Origin of the sequence: Cellvibrio sp. PSBB006, from assembly GCF_002162135.1 — a bacterium.
Lineage (GTDB): Bacteria > Pseudomonadota > Gammaproteobacteria > Pseudomonadales > Cellvibrionaceae > Cellvibrio.
Map to the genome: position 1 here is coordinate 3,315,874 of NZ_CP021382.1, position 22,196 is coordinate 3,338,069.

The 22,196-nt window shown below is 49.8% G+C and carries 11 protein-coding genes; all 11 read right to left on the reverse strand.

The window, feature by feature from the left end; all coding sequences use genetic code 11:
- Window positions 1-288 precede the first annotated feature (288 nt).
- The 11 genes from CBR65_RS13635 to pelA all read right to left on the reverse strand — a co-directional run bounded on the left by CBR65_RS13635 (window position 289) and on the right by pelA (window position 22,035).
- Window positions 289-2,274 carry a glycoside hydrolase family 97 protein gene (locus CBR65_RS13635; RefSeq protein WP_087467367.1) on the reverse strand — a complete coding sequence of 662 codons (1,986 nt, stop codon included), beginning with the start codon at window positions 2,272-2,274 and terminating at the stop codon, window positions 289-291.
- 151 nt (window positions 2,275-2,425) lie between these two features.
- Window positions 2,426-3,712, reverse strand: a complete 1,287-nt coding sequence (locus CBR65_RS13640; protein ID WP_232461194.1) for a sorbosone dehydrogenase family protein — start codon at window positions 3,710-3,712, stop codon at window positions 2,426-2,428.
- A 38-nt stretch (window positions 3,713-3,750) separates the two neighbouring features.
- The gene (locus tag CBR65_RS13645) at window positions 3,751-3,909 is read right to left on the reverse strand and encodes a DUF3309 family protein (protein WP_087467368.1); all 159 of its coding nucleotides are present in this window, start codon (window positions 3,907-3,909) and stop codon (window positions 3,751-3,753) included.
- A gap of 161 nt (window positions 3,910-4,070) precedes the next feature.
- Window positions 4,071-5,096: a hypothetical protein gene (locus tag CBR65_RS13650; RefSeq protein WP_087467369.1), complete on the reverse strand. Its 1,026-nt coding sequence runs from the start codon at window positions 5,094-5,096 to the stop codon at window positions 4,071-4,073.
- A gap of 351 nt (window positions 5,097-5,447) precedes the next feature.
- Window positions 5,448-5,708, reverse strand: coding sequence for a hypothetical protein (locus CBR65_RS13660; protein ID WP_087467371.1), 261 nt, complete (start codon window positions 5,706-5,708; stop codon window positions 5,448-5,450).
- 303 nt (window positions 5,709-6,011) lie between these two features.
- Window positions 6,012-9,596, reverse strand: a complete 3,585-nt coding sequence (locus tag CBR65_RS13665) for a pectate trisaccharide-lyase (RefSeq protein ID WP_369825665.1) — start codon at window positions 9,594-9,596, stop codon at window positions 6,012-6,014.
- An 841-nt stretch (window positions 9,597-10,437) separates the two neighbouring features.
- On the reverse strand, window positions 10,438-12,492 hold the full coding sequence (locus tag CBR65_RS13670) for a polysaccharide lyase family 1 protein (protein WP_087467373.1): 2,055 nt from the start codon (window positions 12,490-12,492) through the stop codon (window positions 10,438-10,440).
- A gap of 149 nt (window positions 12,493-12,641) precedes the next feature.
- Window positions 12,642-15,284, reverse strand: a complete 2,643-nt coding sequence (locus tag CBR65_RS13675; RefSeq protein WP_087467374.1) for a pectinesterase family protein — start codon at window positions 15,282-15,284, stop codon at window positions 12,642-12,644.
- A gap of 133 nt (window positions 15,285-15,417) precedes the next feature.
- The gene (locus tag CBR65_RS13680) at window positions 15,418-17,724 is read right to left on the reverse strand and encodes a fibronectin type III domain-containing protein (protein WP_087467375.1); all 2,307 of its coding nucleotides are present in this window, start codon (window positions 17,722-17,724) and stop codon (window positions 15,418-15,420) included.
- A 98-nt stretch (window positions 17,725-17,822) separates the two neighbouring features.
- Entirely contained in the window at window positions 17,823-20,765 is a 2,943-nt protein-coding gene (locus CBR65_RS13685; RefSeq protein ID WP_087467376.1) for a TonB-dependent receptor, read from the reverse strand.
- A 124-nt stretch (window positions 20,766-20,889) separates the two neighbouring features.
- Window positions 20,890-22,035: a pectate lyase gene (gene pelA, locus CBR65_RS13690; protein WP_087467377.1), complete on the reverse strand. Its 1,146-nt coding sequence runs from the start codon at window positions 22,033-22,035 to the stop codon at window positions 20,890-20,892.
- Between the last annotated feature and the right edge of the window lie 161 nt (window positions 22,036-22,196).

The following is a 22,196-nucleotide window of genomic DNA, read 5'->3' on the forward strand; positions in this document are numbered from 1 at the left end:
GAAGGGAAGTGCTTCGTAGTACGTTTGTCATTAGGGCTTTGGTTTCGAAAACGCATGAATACATCCTTGTAGCTCCCTCAAGTCGTCCTTGACTTGAGGGTTTCGAAACCAAAGCCCTAACGCCAAACTCGCATTGTGCAAGGGTCAAGTAGAGAGTTTATTCATTCGCTAGATCCTTGTGGCTTACCCTGCGGGCAGCTCCGCTGTGCAAATTGGCTTTCCTGCCAATTTGTTGTGTGCTGTCGAAACATGGTGACTCATGGCAAACGTCTTCGCTACGCGCAAAAATCAATTCCGCGAAACAATCCCCGCCCAACCACCACCGGATGCGAGTTTAATTTTTAGTTTTTCTTCCCTCGTTACATCGCGCTGTTCACGCTGATAATCCTCTGCAAAATTTTCGGTGTTAACACCGTCGCGATATAAATCCAGTTGATAGTTCCCTTCACCCAGGAAAGAAAAATCAATTGTAAATTCCCGTGGTTGTTCGTCGGTCATTGCGCCGATGTACCAGTTGTCGCCGTGGCGGCGGGCGATGACGACGTATTCGCCGACGCTGGCGTGGAGTACGCGGGTTTCGTCCCAGGTGGTGGGGAAGCGGGCGATGAATTCGGTGGTTTTGGGTTCGCGGTAGTAGCTTGAGGGTGATTCGCAGAGCATCTGCAAGGGGCTTTCGAAAACGGCGTACATCGCCACTTGATGCGCGCGGGTGCCGATGCTCATGGGGCGGTAGTGGTTGATGTTGTGGTTTTCGATGCGTGCATTGCGTAACGCGCCGGGGGTGAAGTCCATGGGGCCGGCGGCCATGCGGATGAAGGGGAGTGTGACGGTGTGCTTGGGTGTGACGTCGCGGCTCCATTTGTTGTTTTCATTGCCTTTGACGCCTTCGTGTGAGAGCACGTTGGGGTAAGTGCGTCCATGGCCGCTGGGTTTGAAGCCGCCGTGGTAGTCCACCAATAATTTGTGTTTGGCGGCTTCGCGGGCGATTTTTTCATAGAAGTTCACCATGTATTGATCGGCGCGTTGCATAAAGTCGACCTTGATTCCGGCGACGCCCCAGGATGCCCAGGTGGCGAGGATATTTTCGTAGTTTTTATCCAGCGGTCCCCAGAGCGTCCATAAAATAATGCGCACATTTTTTTCGCGGCCATAGGCGATCAAGGCTTCCACATCCAGGTCAGGATTGGGTGCGAGTATATTGGTGGTGGACTTGGACCAGCCTTCGTCGAGGATCACATATTCCAGGCCGTATCGGGATGCGAAGTCGATGTAGTATTTATACGTTTCCGTGTTTAAACCGGATTTAAAATCCACGCCGTAAATATTGTTGGCGTTGTACCAATCCCAGGCGACCTTACCAGGCTTTATCCAGCTGGTATCACCAATCTGATTGTCGCGCGCGAGCAAATACACCAGTTCGCTTTCAATAATTTTTCGGTCGTCTGCGGTGATAATCGCGAGGCGCCAGGGAAAGCTGCGCGTGCCGCGTGTTTCGGCGATGTGTTTGGCAAAGGTTACATCCTGGTTGCGATCTTCCGAGCCGCGCATGGGTGTTGCGCGAGTTACAACGCCGGGAAAATCTGCGCGGAATCCGCTCTTGCCGGTGCCGTATAAAAACATACCGGGATAATCCCACACATCGCTTTCGGTAAATACAACATTGATGTCATCCACCGCCATATATGCCGGCAAAGATGCAAACCGTTTTTTGTTGATATCGGCAATGGTTTCCGGAATGTAATGGCGTTCGAAGTGAGAGATCAGCGTTTCTTCTTCCGGAAATAAGGTGGTCGCGCCCGCGGGGAAATTTAATTCCATCAATTCACTGTCGATCTGCATATCGCCTTCACGTTGACTGAAAAAACGATAAGCAACACCGTCGTTATATGCGCGAAATTCAATGCCGAATTGATTGTTAAACACGAGGTGCAGGTCGTGGTAATGATCGCGAATGCGTGAGGATTTTTGTGCAACAGCGGGGATTACAACCTGGTCGACTTCATGGGTTCGATGTTCCGTAATGGCGAGCTTGCGGGTGATGGGTTTGCCATCCACTACCATGCCCAGTTCGCTGGGCGTAATCACTTTTTTACCGCGATGGGTCACCGACCATTGCAATTGATTGTCTGTCACTACCGTTACGTCAAGCGCGCCATCCGGGGACGACACGGTGAAGGTTTCGGCCATAACGGAAAGCGACGCGAGTCCACTCAATAATAAAATCAGTGTGTATTGCAGGGTAAACCGTTTGCGGAAAGCAAAGATGGGGGCCATAAGATCTCCTGTCACATTTATTAGGCTTATTTATCCGATTTATAAAAATCAGTCTGCCCGCGTGAGTGACAAAATACAATGGCTTTAACGCGTTCTTACATTTGATGAAAAAATGAATAGAGAGGGGAAAGTGAGTTCTTGCACATCAATTTTAATCTGCTGCAGTCACACGCCAGATAACATTCCCGACATCATCAGCCGCTAATAACGCGCCTCGCTTATCAATCGCGACGCCTACCGGGCGGCCGTAGGCACCACCTTCTTTACTGAGGAATCCGGTCAGCACGTCCAGCGGCTGGCCCGAAGGTTTGCCGTTGGCGAAGGGGACGAAGATAACTTTGTAACCGCTGTGGGGTTTACGGTTCCAGGAGCCGTGGAGGCCGATAAACATGCCCTCGGCAAATTGCGGTGCTAATTGATTGCCTGCCGAATGCGTCAGGCCCAAGGCCGCCGTGTGTGCGCCCAAGGCGTAGTCGGGGACGATGGCGTTGGCCACCAGATCCGGGCGTTGGGGTTCTACCCGCTCATCGACATGTTGGCCGAAATAACTGTAGGGCCAGCCGTAAAAACCGCCGTCCTGTACGGAAGTGAGATAGTCGGGCACGAGATCGCTGCCCAGTTCATCGCGCTCATTAACCACCGTCCACAACATGCCCGTGTTCGGCTCCCACGCCATGCCGTTGGGGTTGCGCAAGCCGGTGGCAAAGAGGCGATGCTCGCCGCTGGCGATGTCCACTTCCCAGATTGCCGCGCGCCCTTCTTCCACGTCCATACCCTGTTCCGCCGCATTGCTGTTAGAGCCGGTGGTGACATAGAGCCTGGTGCCGTCAGCGTTGGGAATCAGGTTTTTAGTCCAATGGTGATTCAGTTTACCGGCCGGTAAATCCACCAGTTTGGAGGGCGGTTCAGTAATTTCTGTGGCATCCGCTGTGTAGGGAAAACTGACCACAGCATCGGTATTGGCGACATAAAGTTGGTCGCCCACCAGCGCCATGCCGAAGGGCGAATTAAGGTCTTCCAGAAAAGCCGTGCGCACTTCGGCCACACCATCGTTATCGGCATCGCGCAACAAGGTAATGCGGTTGGCACTGGGTACGGCGGCGCCGGCTTTGGCCATCACTTTGCCCATTACCCAGCCTTTAATGCCCGGTCTGCCTTCGGCACGCTTCGGCGCATTAGTTTCCGCCACCAACACATCACCGTTGGGTAACACATAGAGCCAGCGCGGGTGATCCAGATTGCGGGCGAAGGCGTTAACCTGCGTCCCTGGAACAGCGGTAGGCTCGGCGTCATCCGGCCAACCTTCGGCCGGTGCAATATTGACGGTCGGCAGCAATGTTTCATTGGGCTCCGGCAACTGGGGATTAACGCCGGTGCCAGCTTCCACCGGCAAACGCGCGCTCTCCCCGCAGCCTGCCAGTACTGATGCCAGTAGCACAGTGCCGACCACACGTTGAAACCTGGCTGCTGCCTCCACTAGACAACGCCCAGTAGCACCAACACCAGCAGAATGACCAGCACCAACCCTAAGCCGCCTGTTGGGCCGTAACCCCAACTGCGACTGTGGGGCCACGCGGGAAAGGCGCCAATTAACAGCAAAATCAAAATGATGATCAGAATAGTTCCGACAGACATAGATGTTCTCCTTAATGTTGATAATTTGCCCGTGCGTCACACGGCGTTTTTTAACAACCCATCACAACAATAAAATCAGCAAAATAATGATGGGGATAGGTACACCGAGTAGCCATAAAAGAATCGCGTGCATAATCCTTCTCCTTTAAAAAATTTATTGTTTACAGGTCGCGTTGACGACCGCCGAAGGTTGCTGCCAGGCTCGCTGAAAACGCGCCAATTAACAAAGAAACAAAGAACCACAAGGAAGCATAAGCAGATGCTTCGCGTGCTTTATCCGCCGCTTCTTTTGCGGTGGTTTTGGCTTCTTGCCAACTGCTTTGCACACGCTCGTAAACATCGTTAACCCGTTGCTCAGCTTCTGCTTGCGATAACTCCGTTTCCTGCGCAATCAATTGCGCAACGTAACTCACATCCTCTTGCGGTAAATCGCCATCTTCGCGTAAGCCACGCATAAAAATGCGCACAACTTCAGCGGTATTTTCTGCAGCGTTATCTTCAGTGGCATCAGCTTGGGCTGGCACATCGGTCGTGGCTACAGCAGCAGGTTCAGATGCATTGGGATTGGTTTCCGGGTTTGTGGTTTCAGTCGCTGGCGCCTGATTGGCGCTGTCATTTGTTGGCTGGCGACGGAAGAGTGAATCAACAAAATAATCAACACTCTCTTCCAATTCACCCCCGTTGAGCTCCACTTGTCCGGCTGTGGCACTGGCCGTAGAAGCCAGACCACCCATCATGGAAGAGCCGGCTTTTACCCCGCCGCTAATAATGGCGCCGGTGACTGAACTTAAAAGTGCCGCCGTGGCTAACGTCGCTACTGACCACGCGAGAAAGCCATGGGCGGTATCCCGAAAATACACTTCATTCGTGTGCACGCCGACCCATTTGGTTCTGAGCCGCCCTGCGATATAGCCGCCAATTGCCGAGGCGGCAAAAGCCATAAATATCACCCAAATAATGGTGGATACACCGAAGGTGGTTGCACTGATACCTTCACCAGACCATGGCGAGGTAGTGGCAAATCCCAAACCGGCGCCGAGGATTAATAAGATTAACGACAAACCTGCCGCCGCCGCTGCACCGGCGAAGATGGCACCCCAGGAAACAGCACTGGCAGAAACAGCCGCGAGGTTTGTTTCATCGCTACGATAAGTGCTCACAGAATTTTCATCGAGTGTAGTTTGCATACCGATCTCCTTTACCTTTGCGGAAATTATTTTTATGTAGGGCAGTGGAAAGCGAAAGTAGTTTAGGCGGTAATCACGGTCTGTTCGTTCACACACCTACCAACGAGGCGGCTATGACGCATAAATTACACAGCCATAGGAAAGATAAGGTCGTCCAGAATCGTGCGTGGAAAACAAACGAAGCGGGTATTTTTAAGGGAATAAAAAGTATCGGTGTTTTTACGAGGAACGAATTTAAAAAAGCGAAAGGGGATAGGTTATCTGACAAGTTTTGCTATCCGTACTGCCAACCCAAATGCGGATAGCAAAAACTATACAGCACAACGAGAACGGTTTATCAATGCAGGCACATCACCAGGGGTTGGGATTGGGAATCACCACATTAAAAATAATATTGATCAACAACAGCGACACACACAGCAGGATTTGTTTGGAGGGGCTAAGCTCTTTCATTTTTCTATCTCTTATTTTTATGTTGCGATTCAAAGCACAATGCGCAACAGCTTGTTTTATAACTTCTTCAACATTTTTCAGTAATAAAGCGCCGAAAACATTAAGGAAACTTATAACCAAGTCCTTATGAGATTTTTCAGTAAAATTAATTTCAAACAAGATTTACATCGGTGCGGCCTGATTCCTACATAAATCAGGCGTACTCATATATCCAGAAGACACACATCAGAAGAAAAGCTACAACAGGGTTTTTCTTATTAGCCTTGGCGTTATTTTGCACACAAGGGTTTTTTCAAGTCAATCATCTCTCGTACATTTTTTAACAAGTTTGTCGATCTTGTTTAACAGTTCAAGAAAACTCTCTCCACTTAATTGTTGCTTATAAAAAAACTCCCGCAAGACAAGTCTTAGCGGGAGTTTTTTCGACTTTCAGTTATATCTTGAACGTCTTACGGATAGTGCTTACAGGCAAGGCACCTTACCGAGGCCCAACACGTAGTAGCGATCACCAGCCAAGGGCGAATTGAAGGGCAACACGCCATCACGACCTGCGGTCGCACTCACGTAATCAACCAGATCCTGGCCGGCATCGAAACGCCAGTCAGCAATACTGTTTTGTGATCTGGAAGAATATTGTTGAGTAAGATTACCTACACTGCCAGATGAGTTGGTGATCTGACGTTGAGTAGAACCGTCGATGTTACAAGCACCATCGGCGAACCACAGATAAGTGCGGTCGGCTCGGAAGCTACCACCATCAACATCCCGTGCCAAGTTGGCTTGCAGTTCGTCAAGAGAAGACTCCAGCGAGCTTTTTTCCTGGTGCGCACGGTTAACTACAAAAGCGTTGTCTTCCCACAATACACTCGCACCCACACGTACACTCAGGATGTCTTTGCGATAGTTAACAAAGACGTTGTTGAACATGTGTGAGGTACCACGGCGAATCAACGGAATACGACGCAGGGTGTTGCCCAAGGAATCGTAACTGCCATCGCGCGTGATAAAGGCGTTGTGGTGCATGGTTGTAGTGATTTGCGCATTGATAGTCCGGCTATCGCTGGAGCCATGCAAGGAGGCGCGTTTCACATCGACCAGCTTGTTGTAAGAAATGGTGACGTCATAAGCGCCAACTTTTACATCAAAGGCGGCATCGCCGGTGGTGTCGAAGTTGTTGCGATGAATCCAGATATCGTGTGACTCGCCGGTAGCGCGAATCATATCGGGATCAAGGCCATGGTCTTCAGTGTGGCCGGCACCCACAAAATTCAGGTGAGTCAGGATCACACTGTTAGATGTTTGAACCGCTTGACCTTCGCTATCGCGACCAATGGCAAAACCGTTAAAGCGGAAGAAAGCTTCGCTCATGCGACCATCAAGCGTTTTGTTGGAACCGACAACGATATTGCGAATCGGCAAGTCGCTTTCGTTCAACGCGTTGTTGAAGAATTCGCTTACACAATTAGCGCTGGAGACGCCGTTGCTGGAACACCACTGGGTGTAGTTAATACATTGTGCTTCGGTTGCGCCCAGATGGGATTGAACAGCAGCGTTACCACACTGCAAACGGTACATCGCAATTTCAGATGGATTCGCAAAATCAAACTTGTCGAATACGATCCAGTTATGCGCGTTATCGGTAATCGCATCATAAATTTGCTGCTCTACCGAGGTGTTGCCGTTTTTGGTGATAACAGTCAACTTGCTGTTGCCATTCGGATCGTAACCACCGCGTGCATTTTCACCGTAACCTACCGGTTGACCCAGGGTTTGCGCCAGACACTCAACAATTTCCTGATCGCTTTGCAGCGAGGTATCACGCCAGTTCACGTTGGGGTTGGTGGCGAGGTTGATACAGTCGTTGCTCAATGGACCCGAGTAATCCGGTAGTGAAGAGTTAGCCGCGCTGCTGCTGGAATTTGCTACAGAAGACGAACTGCTGGCCGGCGCACTTGAACTGGACGGTGCTGGTGCACTGCTGCTGGAGGGCGGCGTAACGCTGGAAGCAGAAGACGCACTGCTCGCCGGAATCGTGCCGGTCGCGTTATACACTTCGAACTCTGCAATCTGCGGCGCGCTGCTTGCGCTGTCGATCATCAGGTTTATTTTGCTCGCCGAAACACTGGCAAACGTAATGACACCTGCACTGCCTAAGGTAGAACCGGACGCTAACACCTGACCATTATCGTTATTCACCAAACGCCAACTTGTCGTTGCGTTGTTGAGTTCACGAATGATGACGGTGTTGAAGCTGCCGCTCAAACCTTTCACAGAGACACGCTCACCGCTGGATGAACCGGGAGACCAGTAGCTGCTCAGGTCACCATCCGTCACGTTGCCGTAGCTGGTGCCACCGCCTTTGCTGCTGCCATCGGCACCGGCATCGTCGGCAATGTTAGGCCCTAACTCACCAGGCTCTTCGTTCGGCGCAGAGCTGGCACTGGACGAGCTGACAGGCGTGGCAGAACTGGATGAGGATGCTGGCGCGCTGCTGGCAGCAGCGGTAGTCAGTACCAACGAGTCCAGGTTCGGACCACCGGAAGACGTAACAGCCGTTGCGCGAATCACGTTAGTACCCGCACTCAAGTTCAACGTCATGCTTTGCTCAGCCCAATTAGCCCAAGCGCCGGTACCATTGAAAGCAAGGCTGCTGTTAACAACCTGACCGTTAACGGTGATCGACATGGCGCGATTGGTGGTGGTGCCATTTGCGTAACGGAATGTAGCCGTTGCCTGGCCTGCCGCTACGCCGGTAACCGTCCACTCGACATAACTGCCAGCAACGTTTTCGTAATCCACGAAACCGGCACCGGTGTAGCCGTTGTGAATGTTATCCACCGTACCGCGATCAATGTAGGCATTTTCTGCCTGTAATGTTTGCGTGCCGCCACCCGGAGGGGTAGAGCTGGAGGAAGAACTTACCGGTGTGCTGGAAGAAGAACTTGCTGGCGCGCTTGAGCTTGAAGAGCTGCCCGGATCTACGCTGCAAGAACCATCAGACGTCGCCAGGCCTTTACCTGCACCCGCCGTAGCCAACACGATGCTTTTTGTACAATTCACCGCATCTAATTGATACGAATAAGGAATGCTGATGGACGTGGTGGAAACCGGATTAGGACCTGCCGGAAATTCGTCTGACGCAGAAGCCCAGGTGACGTTTTCAAAAATATTATCTTTGAGATCCCAATAACCCATTTCGTCGGTGTAGAAGGTACCGATGGGGTTATGTGAATTTTCGAAGTGGTTATGTTCGGCTTTAATTTCACCGCCCATACGCGGGTTCATACCGGACTTGGTAATACCGTAATAGTAATTGTTAAACGCATGCGCGGTGCCATGACGCAACAGTGGCAAACGTGAATCAATATTTTCGTAACGATTATGGTGGAAGGTGACGAAGGTATTGGTATCGTCACTGTCGCTGGAACCCATCAAACCACCGCGACCGGAATCGTGATAGTAAGTGTAGGAAACCGTTACGTATTGCGTGGTCGCTTTCATATCCAGCAAGGAGTCGTAACCGTCATCTTCTCCACCGGATGCTTCGAGCGTACAGTGGTCAACCCAGATATTAAATACATCACTTTCCATACCGATGGCATCGCCACCGTTAGAGGTCGGTGATCCGGATTTTTTCACATTTCTGATGTGCAGGTTTTGCAGGATGATGTTGGAGGTATCACGCAAGTGAATACCTATTTCATCAAACAAAGCGCCATCGCCTACACCGATCAGGGAGATGTTGCTGACGCCCTTGAATTGAATTTCATCGTCCTGGGTGTCACAGCTACCTGAATAGCTTTGGGTGTTGCCGTGGTTGATGGTGCCGCTCACGTAAATAATCAGCGGCGTATCATCGGAGGCGCGATTACACATCGCCTGATTAATTTCAGCACCGGTGCTGGCGTAAACCACCTGGCCACCGGCACCGCCGGTAGTACCGCCATTCAAGGTTGCATAACCTACCGGGCCGGCAAAAGTAGCGGCGGCAGTTAGCAAGCCGCCTACGCCGAGCGCGCACTGGCGCAGTAAAAGGGGAACTCGCATCTTCATAAATTTTTCCTTCTTATCTTGTTACGCCTGCTTCATTATGTGGTTGATTAACAGGGCGCAATGAGTGAGTTAACAGAATGGGTAAGGCTGGATGTTGACGTTTGACCTCCTCGAAAAAATGGAAACATAAATAACAAGACTTCAATGAGTGAACTCATCGAAGCATTGCTCTTTACCACGGTTACCACTATTTTTTTACAGCATCGCAGCGACAGCACTGCGCCGCGGAGAAATAAATCCACACACGGCTCAGCGTGTCTTGCGGCTGCAAATCGAAACGTAAAAAGATGTATCACTTGATTGCGGGAATTCCGCATTGGCGTTGTTATCCAACGCTGTATTTTCATTATTGTTGTTATGTGCGGGTCTTTTGCCCGCGTATTTAACGACGTCTATTCAGACTTCTCTCACCGTCTTTTTGTGTTTTTTACATCGCCCGCTGAATCCTGCGGCGGGTTGGCGCGAGCCCTGAAGAAATGTGAAAAGGGATCTGCTTGGTATGGCTTTCCCTGTCTTGGCGTGTTGATCAATTCTTGCACTTTCCCCAATTAAAGGTCAATCAATAATTTTGTCATTTTTGCCAATTATTGTGATGGATATTGCCATTTTATGAATGAATCCGATTACATTTTTCTCATGAAAAGCATGTAACCGTTTTCTTATCTTTCTGATTATGTGCTGTAATTGTGGTCAGGGCGAGAGGTTACAACTTTGAGTTCTTAATGCGGTTAAGTAATGCGAGAACTTTCTGATGATGGTGTGCCAGCAGATAATCCTTGATCGGCAAACTTCACGCATAAAAAAACCCGCCGAAGCGGGTTTTAGTCGGGAGACTTCAGTCAGCTGCATAGCCGGTAATCTGACCGAGCCCGTCGGGTAACAATCCTTTTAGTTGTGCCGGTGTGTAGACAGCTTCGTCACTCCAGATCAGCCAATCAATACTGGATTTGTAGTCACTGCTACCGCCATCACCGATACGCACATAGTTACTGCCGGTGCCACTAGCCGGACGCATGGTGACATCGCTCAGGCTCAGGTTGGGCATGGGCGTTTCACTGCCCTCAGCGTAAACATTTACTGACCCGACAGTGTCGGATGTTAATGCAATCGTCAGGTGATAAACGCGAAACACATCCATGTCGATAGCTGTGCCGGGACTTTGATAGCTCGCTACTGAATCACCGCTGTTCGCTTGCTCCAGTTGCACACCGCCTTGTTCCGGGCGAATCAACATTTTTACGCGGCTACCGGTTTCACCGGCATCGGCCATGGCGACTTCAATCTCTAGACCACGCAGCGCATCTGCATTGCCGGTTACACCGGCTAACAGCGTGAAATATTTTGGATAAGTGCCATCGCTATTAACAACCTCATTCACACTGGCGTGATGCACAATGGAACCCACTGACGTATCAAAATGCACAACGCCCGAGTCCAGGGTAAACGCAGCGTAATCACTGTTTCCACCACCAATCGAAAATTCCGTTGAACCACCGTTTGCTAATGAAACCGATCCGGCTGTTCCCGGCAAGGCATCCGCGTTGTAAACATTCCACGCCGCTGGCCCTTCGGGCATGACCGAGGAACTGGCGGAAGATGAAGAACTGCTGATCTCATCAAATCCGAGACACGCATTGATTTTATATGCGCCGGCATTTTCGCTGACATGCGCTTTAACATCTGCTGCTGCCATCAACTCATATTCATATGCGGGTGTATGACCTTCGATGGTGGAGATTTCGTGAGCGTTGTAACAAGGCGGTGAATCAGTTGCACAACTACCACTGCTGGTCGTGACGTTTTCAAACACATTGTCTGCCACTGTCCAGAAACCCAACTCAGCACTGTCGATAGAGACAATCGGATTTTTCACGGTATCAAAATAATTACCATCGATACGCATGACCGCACCCATGCGCGAGTTAATGCCTGAACCGTCAACTTGATGATAATAATTGTTGAAGATATGTGCCTCGCCAAAACGGAACAATGGCAAGCGCGAATTCACTTTGTACCAGTAGTTGTTATGGAAGGTAATGCGGCGATCAGCATCGCCTTCTTCGCCGGTATCTGACGAGCCCCACAAAGAGGTCTTCCAGCTATCGTGGAGGTAGTTGTAAGAAATAGTTACGTCACTCACATCGGCGCGACCACTGACCAGTTCATCGTGATAATCTTTATGGCAGGTTTCGGTGGTACAACCCGGCGCGACCAAACTGTTGTAAAGCTCGTTGTGATCGATCCAGATATTTCTCACCGGACCATCCTGGCCATTTAAACTGATGATGTCACCCGAACCACGACTTTGCGGAACTTCGTGCATCTTTAAGTTGCGAATAATGACGTTGCTGGCGCCGTGACTGACTTCAATCCCCACGCCGTAAAATTCACCCGCATTGCGACCGATGATCGACACGTTATCGCGACGAACACGAATCGGTGCGCTGTTGGAATTCTCCCAGGTCATCTGGCCATCGACATAGATGGTCAAAGGTAAATCCGTATAAGTGGCATTGGTTAACGCTGCTGAAATTTCTGCACCGGTTGTGGCGACAACAACGTGATTGCCTGCGCCTGTATCAGCACCACCGGTGGTGCCACCATTTAATGACGCAAAACCCTGGACGGTGTTGATTTTTTCACATGCGTTGGGATTGGCATCGCTACTTGAAGAAGCACTTGCCGGCGCGGATGAGTTGTTCTGGCTGCTGGATATTGCAGAGCTGCTAGATACAACTGCGCTACTGGATGCAACTGAATTGCTGGATGATGTCGAACTGCTGCTCGGTGTCGGACTCGGATCGTTAGACGAGCCGCCGGACCCGCCGCCACCGCAAGCTGCCAGGGTACTGCCCATGGCAACCAATAAAGCGAGCTGTGTGATTTTCATAGGTTGATTCTCTCGTTGTCGTTACAGTTTTTATTGCGTTTTTTAAACGTCCTTTTTTTGGTTTTGTTGCTGCCCCTTTTTAGGGGCAGCGTTTTTGTGCTTTTTGAGAGGGTTGTCGGATTACGCTTTTGGCTAATCCGACCTACGTCTTAGGGTTGGGGATTCCAGCCTGCGCCGGCGTTGTAGGTTGAAAAGATTTTTGCGCGATCGGCGAATTCATCTTCGTACTCGGTTTGCGACAAGGTGTAACCGAGGGTCCAGCCGCTGACATCCAGCAATTCACCGGCGAGATTCATGCTGTTGTATTGACGCCAGCCGCTGATGGCGGAGGGCACGGCCGGATTAGCAACGGGATCGTTGGACCAGGCCGTGGGGCGAATGTGAGCGTCCATCTTTGTGTTCACAAAAACAATGTTGTCGTAGTAAGACGCATTGCCACCACTACGCGCCAGCCACACGGTTCCATCAGCAAATTCTTCACCTGTCGGACCTGCACCGCGCGTGAGTTCACTGTTGAGGAATACAAAACCTTTATCCTCTGGATTCACGGTACGCGCTTGCAGAATAATGCCGCCGTTGTTGTTGCCGCTGGAACGACCGATGGTGCGGATTTCACTTTCTTCAAATAGCGCAACGCGATTATTACCCCAAATATAATCGACGTTACCCGCGACCAGTGTTTGATAGAACCAGCTGTAACCTTTCAGCTGCAGCGTATCCTGTTCGCTGATAAAGCTGGCGTTCTTCGCGATCAAGCGTTGCTGGCTATTGAAGTAAATCGTCTCTGCCTGACCGCCTTCACCGATCAAGGTGGTATTTTTCAGCGTAAGGTTTTCCAGAGTTAACAAATCGGTATTCGCCACCAGGAACACATTGCGTCCTTCGGAACCGCCGTTCAAGCCTTCGGAATTGCGATACTGAATCGTCACACCGTCGCGACTTTCGCCGCGAATGGTGAGGTTGTCTTTGTTATTCAGGTACAACAATTCTTCGTAGACACCATCCTGGATTTCAATCGTGGCCGGTGTTTCTTTCGCGATGTTTTCCATCACGAAATTTAATGCACCTTGCACCGAACCGAAGTCGCTGGTTGCACCGTCTTTGCCAACGGTCAGCTCGGTTGTTTCATTCGCCGGTGGAGCAGCTTTGGTAGAGAACGACCAACCGGCGTCTTTGCCGATCCCGGCAAACACTTCACCAGCCAGCGTAGCGTCCGGGAACACTGACGCACTGATGGCAACGTAATAGGTGGTGTTGTATTCCAACTTATCGCTATGCAAATCAATCGTCACCGTATTGCCGGTCAACTGAATCGGTAGCGTGTTCAATGTGCGCGTGGTTGAACCCACACCGATAATATCTTTTTCATACGCCAGCTTGATGCTGTCCACCAGCGTATCGTCATCGGCTTTGAAGATGCGGATTGCGCCCACGTCACCGAAAGTCGGCGCTTCATCAAAGGTCAGGGTCAAGCTGGTATCTACGTGTACATCAACACTACCCGGTGCAGGAAATGCAGCACACTCAAGATCGTAAGTCGCCACCGGTAATACAAACTCCGGCGCGATAGTCGCATTGATGCGTCGTGTGAGGCCGGCATCCGCTCCACTGGTGAAAGTAATGACCGCACTGCCCTCACCCACCGGCGCAAGAGAAACCTGCGAGCCTTCAACACTGACAGAAACCACGGTCGGATCGCTCGACTCCACGGTAAAATTATCTGCATCACCACTGGGCGCAACCGCTGTCACATCAATCACGTAAGGCGCGTCATTGACTTCGGCTGCGTAAATCGTGCTCGCGGGAGAAATACTGAGTTGCGCGGGCTTGTCATTGGCGTTGCCCACTTTTATGTCATCGATCTCGAAGGATTTATTCGCCGTCCACAAACCGATTAAACCGGTTGACGTAAACTCTGCCTCCGTTCTGCTACCAATTAATTCGCCGTCAAGATAAACCGTTAAAGCATCACCGATTAACTCAATGCGCAACGTGTACCAGGTGCCGTCGGTTGCATCGCGCGCGCCTTGCTCCAGGGGACGCTTCACTTGCAACGGCCGCGATATAACACCGTCTTTCATCATGGCAATTTCAACCTGGGTACTGGTCGTCGCGTTCTGCACATTCAACGCACCGGCATACCAGTTATTGCCATCCTGATAACGCGCCAGCAGATAAATTTGTTTATTGCCCGTCGTACCGTTCGCACGCGGACGAATACGCGCCTCCACGTAATAATCCGCCGAAGTTACGCCGGTAAACTCTGCCGGATCAATCAATGCAATCACGCCGCCCACGCCGTCGGCGGTATAACGCAATACATTATTGCCACCGTCATCCAGCACATCGAAAGCACCGTTGGGTGTTAGCTCGTGCTCTGTTGTTGGCAACAAGTTCCACTTACCATCGCCTGCGGAAAAATCATCGCAGAAATATAAACCGTCTTCGCATACATATTCTGGCAAATCAACCGGCACGTCCGTTTCCGGCTCAGCGCCATCAAGCACACTTCGACTCAAAGGTGTTACCGCCGCGAGATCAATCGCCGCAACGTCACAACCCGGTTCGCTGGATGCGGTGCTTGAGCTTTGTTCGGATGATGATGCTTCCGATGAAGGCGGCGCAGACGAGAATTGTGCAGAAGACGACTGCGCCTCCGACGAGGAAGATAAGGAACTTGAAGAAATAGTCGGAGAAGATGATGCGCTTGAAGAAGAGGAGTTATTATCGGAACCGCCACAGGCGGCCAGTGCGCTGCTGATTAGCAGCACAACTAGAAGGTTTTTATTCATGTTGTACATCTCTTTATTATTAAGGTTGTTAATCGGCTCTCACACCGAGGTTTACAGCAAAAGAAATATGGTCAGTTTTATCTAAAAATAAAAGCAGAAAGTGGTGACTGAATCACCACTTTCTGCTTTGGGTTTAAGGTTGATACTCCCTTGATATCTCGGTGATATTGACACCACCGCTAGTGCTTTCTTCTCTCCCGTAAATAATTCTTACATGAGTTAAGGAGTGGCCATCGGATAAGCTATAGGTGAGGGTTTGGCCAACTCGCTCAAAATCTGCATCTTGCGCAACCAAGAGCTTATTGTCGCTACCTACAAACGCCAGCTTTCCTGCGGTAATACCGGAAGAGGTTTGAGTGTAAGTGATACTAATATCAACAGCTTCCCCACTAACTACCGGAACATCAATATAAGTTCTGACATTCGTCGGTAGGTCCTCTCCAACCCCAGGTAGCAATGTTGTGTTATTGGTGAAGAACGAACCATTGGTATTCCATGCGGGTATTGCTACGCGGAAACGAAGTACACCGGCTGAGCGAGAATAAAAGCGTAATCCATCAACTTCGACGGCAGGTGCAGGCAAGTCATCTACATCGGCCATAGCCTTGATCCGGTTATCGCTCGCTTCTATATCAAATGCCGACTCAAACAGATCGGTATCCACTTCTTGGTAAGCAGCAATATCGTAACCCCAGGTTTTATCTTCTGCGGCTGGATCTCCACCATCACCATAAGTTTTTACGATGCCGTTAATGTGAGCTCCACCCGTTGAATCACCTTCTCTTGAATAGGCGACCTTCACGTGAGACAAGGTGTGGCCTTCAGGTGCTGAGTAGGTAATTGTTTGAGGATCTGTACCATTATTAGCATCCATTACAGCAAGCAGTTTGTTGTCGCTGCCTATTAACATGACCTTACCTGCCACAGCGCTGCCGGAGCTTTGTTGGAATGTAAAGTCCAAAGTCACACTTCTTCCTGCATCAATAGGCACTCCTAGGAAAGCCCGCAGCTCAGCGACGTCCTCACCAACAGCAGGCGCAAGAACCGACGAGCCACCGGACCAGGAGTGACCGTTGAAATTCCAACGATTGTCGTTACCGCGATAACGCAGAGCTGTTCCATTATTTAGAAAGATAAGCAGACCATCTACTTCACGTGTTTCATCAGAAGTAACAATGTTGTTGTTTCCGCCAGCATCGAATGCCGCCGCAAAGAAATTTTCTTCGTTCTGATAGGCAACAGGATTAAAGACCCATTCGTAATCCGTATCGAATACCGTTGGCGCAACGGGTGTGGCAGTCGTACTTTCACTGTATTCACTGACACCAATATTGTTAACGGCGCGGACAAAAACGTAATAAGGTGTGTCGTTAATTAAATCAGTCAATACGGCACTGGTGCTTTCTACAGGGTTACCCGCAAAAGGCGTGGCCCCTTCAGCAGAATCTGTTGTGTTGTAATAAACCTCGTAATTAGCAGCACCGGATACTGCTGACCATGTGACTGTCAGTTGTGCATCACCCACTATCAGTGTCGGTGCAGAAGGCGCAACCGGCGCTGTTTTCGGTGGCGGTGCTTGCAGATCAGGATCGGCCACGCAGGTTTCAGCTGCCGGTTCAATTGAAGTTTCATCCTGATACTCAATAACAAGATCATCAATGATGGCGTAACCGCCGCTGCCGACACGTACTTGGAGGAAAGAGTGCTCTTCACCGACTTGCTCGGTGATGTTCAACACCGAAGCACCATCGGGTGAGAAGCGTGTTTCACCGGGAACATTGATGGTGACACGTTGGCCAGGAATCAGTGAGTTTACATTTTGTTTGAAGATGGGCGAACCGTTAGTGCCGCCGCCCCATTTGGAGTTGGCTTCGCCCGTGGTGTTGTTGTCAACAAAGATCAACATATTTTCACTACCGCCGGTTTGCACCACGCAGAACGAGACTTTGTAAGGGCGTGATAAATCCAGTTCGCCCCAGCTGTCAGTGTTAGTCGCAGAAGTTGTGTTGATCTTCGGATCTGATGCATCACCTGCAAGTTCAGACAAGGTTTGTCCGATGGTGAAACGCGCGTTACCAAAGCGCATCTTTTTATTTTCAGTATCCGACAACCAGAAACTATTTTCCTGAACGTTGCCTTCGTCGTCGTATAAACAACAGGTTGGGTAGTAGAACGAGGGAGCTGCATCTTCCGCATTATCGGTTGATAAGGGTTTGTAATCGGCACTGAAGAATCCACCGATGTCTACAGCATTATCAAAGTCTTCAAGGATGGGTAACGGTGTGTTGACAATATTGTCATCGCTGCCGCCTACGGGTGGAGGTAGCGGTTCATAGCCGTCCGGGAATAGCGTATCGGGTTTGTTGCTTGGGTCACTTCCACCACATGCGCCGAGCAATCCGGTCAGGATCAGCGCGCTGAATAACGTTAGCTTTTTCATAGTTGATTACCTTAATTTATTTTTAATGAGGCTCTCTCAGAAACTGGTTTAAGGGCTGTACTACGCCAGACGAATCGTCCGGCGGACAGCATCCACATTTACATAAAATCTACGTTGACACCCAATTGGAAAGATCTACCGAAGGCTTCTGATGTAAATAGCACATTGCCGCCGGAGTATTGGTTGCCTTCAAAGTAGTAGATGGATTTCTCGTCAGTGATATTGATTGCATCAAAGTAAACTCTGATTGCATCAGTCACTTTGTAGGTCGCTTTGAAATCCAGGCCAAAGGTATCGTCGTGGAATACGTCAGCCCAGGTTTTGCAGTTCTCTGCATAGCCTACTGATTCATCAGCCACGATAGCGTCTGAGGAACAGGCACCAATGCGATCAAGCACTTTGCTGCGATAGTTGGTGATAAACCGTGTGGAAATTTTCTCGTTTTCCCACCCGAGTGTCAGGTTAACGGTATTGTCTGCTTGATCCGGTAATTGAATTTCACCCGCGCGTAAGGTATCACCGACGTTGGCTTCACTATTCATAAAGGTGGCGTTGCTCTGCACGAATAATCCGTTCTGGAAATATTGTGAGTAACTCAATTCAATACCATAGACTTTTGCTTTGTCACCGTTGGTGGCGAAGTTGACATTGGTCATGACCAGGTCTTCAGGAATGATGAACTGCGTTACTTGTTCCGTTGGCAGGTCTAGTGGTAATTCATCCAGGCGCTGAGTCGCACCATTAACGTCAACAACGAAGTCATCAATGTCTTTGTAGAAAACAGCTGCCTGCAAGAACAGATCTTCGCTGGCGTACCAACTGATTGATGCATCAAAGTTGGTAGCAGTCATTGCTGTTAAGGTCGGATTACCAAAATTCAATGTGTTGTTTGACGCAAAGGTAAAGTCTTGTATATCCGCTAACGTTTCAGCGCCATTCGTTGAGGGATTATCGTTACAGACGTTGGTTTCCGGATTACACAGTATGACGCGTCCACTCACCTCAGCGGAGGCGCGAGCCTGGTCATAGGAAGGACGAGTAAAGCTGGTCCACAGTGCAGCGCGCACCAGAATTTCGTCATTCATTTCATAACGGTAGTGGATGCTGGGAAACAAGTCATCGTAAGAACTGCTCGCACCCTGTAGAGGGATGGCAATATCCAAAGAAGCAGCTTCGTTTTCTGCTTCGAAGCGGTCATTACGAATAGAGAAATTACCGGTCGAGGTAAAATCGGTTTCTTCGTAACGCACCCCGGTGATCACCGAAGATTTCTCACTCAGTTGAAACTCCGCCATTAAATAGGCTGCTGCTGTGTCTTCGGTTAACAGATAATCGTCATTGACACTCTCTTGATCTACGCCATCTGGATCGGTGAAACGTGCAACCTTGGACGTGATATCGAGCAGACGTTCAGCTTCGCTGTAGGTAATAAAGTCGTGATCAAAGTCCGGATTGTTAGGGGTATAGGTTTCATAATCACCCAGACGACTGTTTACCGCTTGCTGACATTCCGCATCGTCACCACAACCAGCAGGGAAGTCACCCGGCACAATACTCCAGCGATCTTTGTTGCGTTCACGTTCACGCTCTTTGATGGTGAAACCGGCTTTGATGTAATTGACAAAGCCGTCCGTAAAGTCCTTTCTGAGATTGACAGAAATCTGGTCCAAGGTATCTTCGCGCAATGCGTCTTCAATAAAAATATTGTCGTAGAGCATATTGCGTTGCATCTGCTCTCCATCGCGATAACCGTTGGTTCCATATGCACCGCCGGGTACAGAATCAACACCTGCTAAAGCAGCCATGTCCCACGGAGCAACAACCTGGCCAGCGATATATTCTTTGTCTAATTGACCTAACATCGGAATATCGCGGATACGGAACTGCACGCGTCGACCATCAGGCTTTTCATCTTTACCAACAGAATGGGAATATTGATAATCCAACGTCCAGAGGTCATTAAAGATATTTTCACCGCCGATGGAGAAAGCGGTGGTGGTGTTTTCACTTTCCTGGATAAAGAACTGATGCTGTAAATCGCCACCTACAACACCAAAGGTATTGGTACTCGGATCGAGGTAGGCGATATCTCCATCCCCTGCTTGGCTGAATCGGTAGTACTCACGCAAAGCAATATCGAGGTCTGTAAATTCGGTATAACTAAAACGTGCGTAATATTCGCTGTTTTCGTTAGGGCGATAACCCAGATCTAATGACGCACCATTGCGTGTTTTTTCCGCGCCTTCTTCACGAGTCTCAACTTCCCATGGGATTAACATCCTCGCATCGGATGGAGTGGGCTCTTCCAGACCGTCAATGTCCGCTTGCACATATCGCATATCGGTTGTGGAATGATGGCGTACCTCATAAGTATCTGTTTGGCGTTTTTCGTGAGAGAGCGAAAAACCAATACCAATAGTGTCATCTGCAAGCAGTTTAGTGCCCTGAACCGAGATTTTCGGCGAATGCTCTTCACGGAAATCCTGGTAATAATTTTGCACGGTCATTTTTAGCGTATCGCGTTTGCGATCAAACGCCGTCACGGTATTAACGTTGACATTACCGCCAATGGAATTGAGATCCATATCCGGGGTAAGCGATTTAAACACTTCAATGGAACCAAGCATATCTGCTGGCAGAGCATCCAGGGCGAAGTCGCGGCTGTCACCACCGCCAACGTCACCACCGGCAGAAGCCAATTCAGCACCGTTCATGCTTACAGTGACGAAGCCTGGGCCCAGACCGCGAACGGTGACATAACGGCCTTCACCTTCCGTTTTCTGTAAGGTGATACCTGGAAGACGCTGAAGTGATTCCGCTACGTTCTGATCGGCAAAATTACCCGCGTCATCTTGCGAGATAACGGAACTGAATATTTTTTTATCACGCTCAAGCTGACGCGCATTCAACTCCGCATTCCGCACACCGGTCACAATAATTTCTTCTTCCAGTGCACCGTCAGAAGAATCCTGTGCCTGTGCGGGTAGCGAGCCGGTGGCTGCCATGGCAACAAAGACTGGTAGTAGGCGTTTTTTGAACATCTCTTTCTCCCTCGTTTTTATCGAAATTTATTAAAAGGATCTTGTAAGACTAGGTTGATACAGTGATTGATTTATTATTCGGGTGTAGCCTGCGTAAAACTAAAAACCTCGCTGCTTCTTGGTATTAAATGGTTACTTTGTCGCGCCACGCGGGATAGCGGGTGGTCAGTAGCGTTTTCGGCCAGGTGCCATACCAGGTGTAGCCCGTGCGGCGTTCTTGATGCACTTCTTCAAGGCTGAATACTTTTTTACCATCGCGATTGGCGAAAAATGGTTGTTGTGTTTTCAAGTCGTAAAATCTTGCCCAGACCGGTTCGGCGTTTGGGTCGCGAATAATTTTTATGTCGTAATCAGCCGTGTGGTAGGGATAACGCGTTGCCGGATGCGCAATTTTTTGAATCGCTATGCCTTCAATTTTCGCTTGGTCGAACCAGGTAGTTGCGGCGTGTATTGCGTTCTGTATGTCGGGCGAAGGATTTTTAATATCTAGTAGATAATCCACCACCGCCACACTTTCCCATGCCAGCAGCGCGGGTAATTCAAACGCGCGGGCGCCAACCGGCTCCAGGGTATTCTTATCGTATTGGCCGGCCCAGATAGTCGGTTTTCCGTCGACTTTTATTTGCAATTGCACAATCAGCCGATCACCTTTTTGAATCGCGTTGTTAATATTCGCCAAGGTTGTGGCCGGAACAAAATTGAAGAGCGACTGATCTTCGCGCACATGTCGCAAAAATGTGAGCAGGCCCGTCATCACATCATCAGCAAACGTAATGTGTTGGTGATAGTCCGCTTTAGTGCTGGCCGGCGTATGGGGCCAGCCACCATTTTTATATTGATTTTTTAGAATATAGTCGATGCCGTGCAAAGCGCCATCGCGATAACGGACATCACCGGTTTGTTGATAGGCATGCGCGAGGTAGTTAATTTGCGGATAGCTATTGCGATTGTCGAAGCTGGCGTCGGTGAGGTGTTGTTCCGCAGCGAGGACGTTTTGCTCCGCAGCAGAGAGTAAGCGCGTGGGATGTTTATTGCTGGGCCAACCACCATTCTCGCGTTGATAGCGCAGGATGTTGTCAGCAATTTGCGGGATTTGGGTGAGGGAGTAATGCGCTGCGTCTGTTTCGCCGGTGCGATCATTCCAATGCTTTATGGCATCCGCAAACTCACTTATCGATATTTCTCGATAGGTGTTATCGGCGGCTGCACAAACAGCAACGAACACCAGGGATATAACCCCCAGCGCCCTGATCAGGCTTATTATTTTCATTGTCACACGCAAGCAGCGAGTGATGATTCAGGGATAACTATTATCGGGTTTCTTCGGTCGCCGTTTGCCGGCTGTACTCAAAGATAGTGGCGCTCTCTTCGCCGCCCGGGGGTGTTTGGTCTTACTGTTATCCCACCCAAATCACACTCTGTGGTTGATTG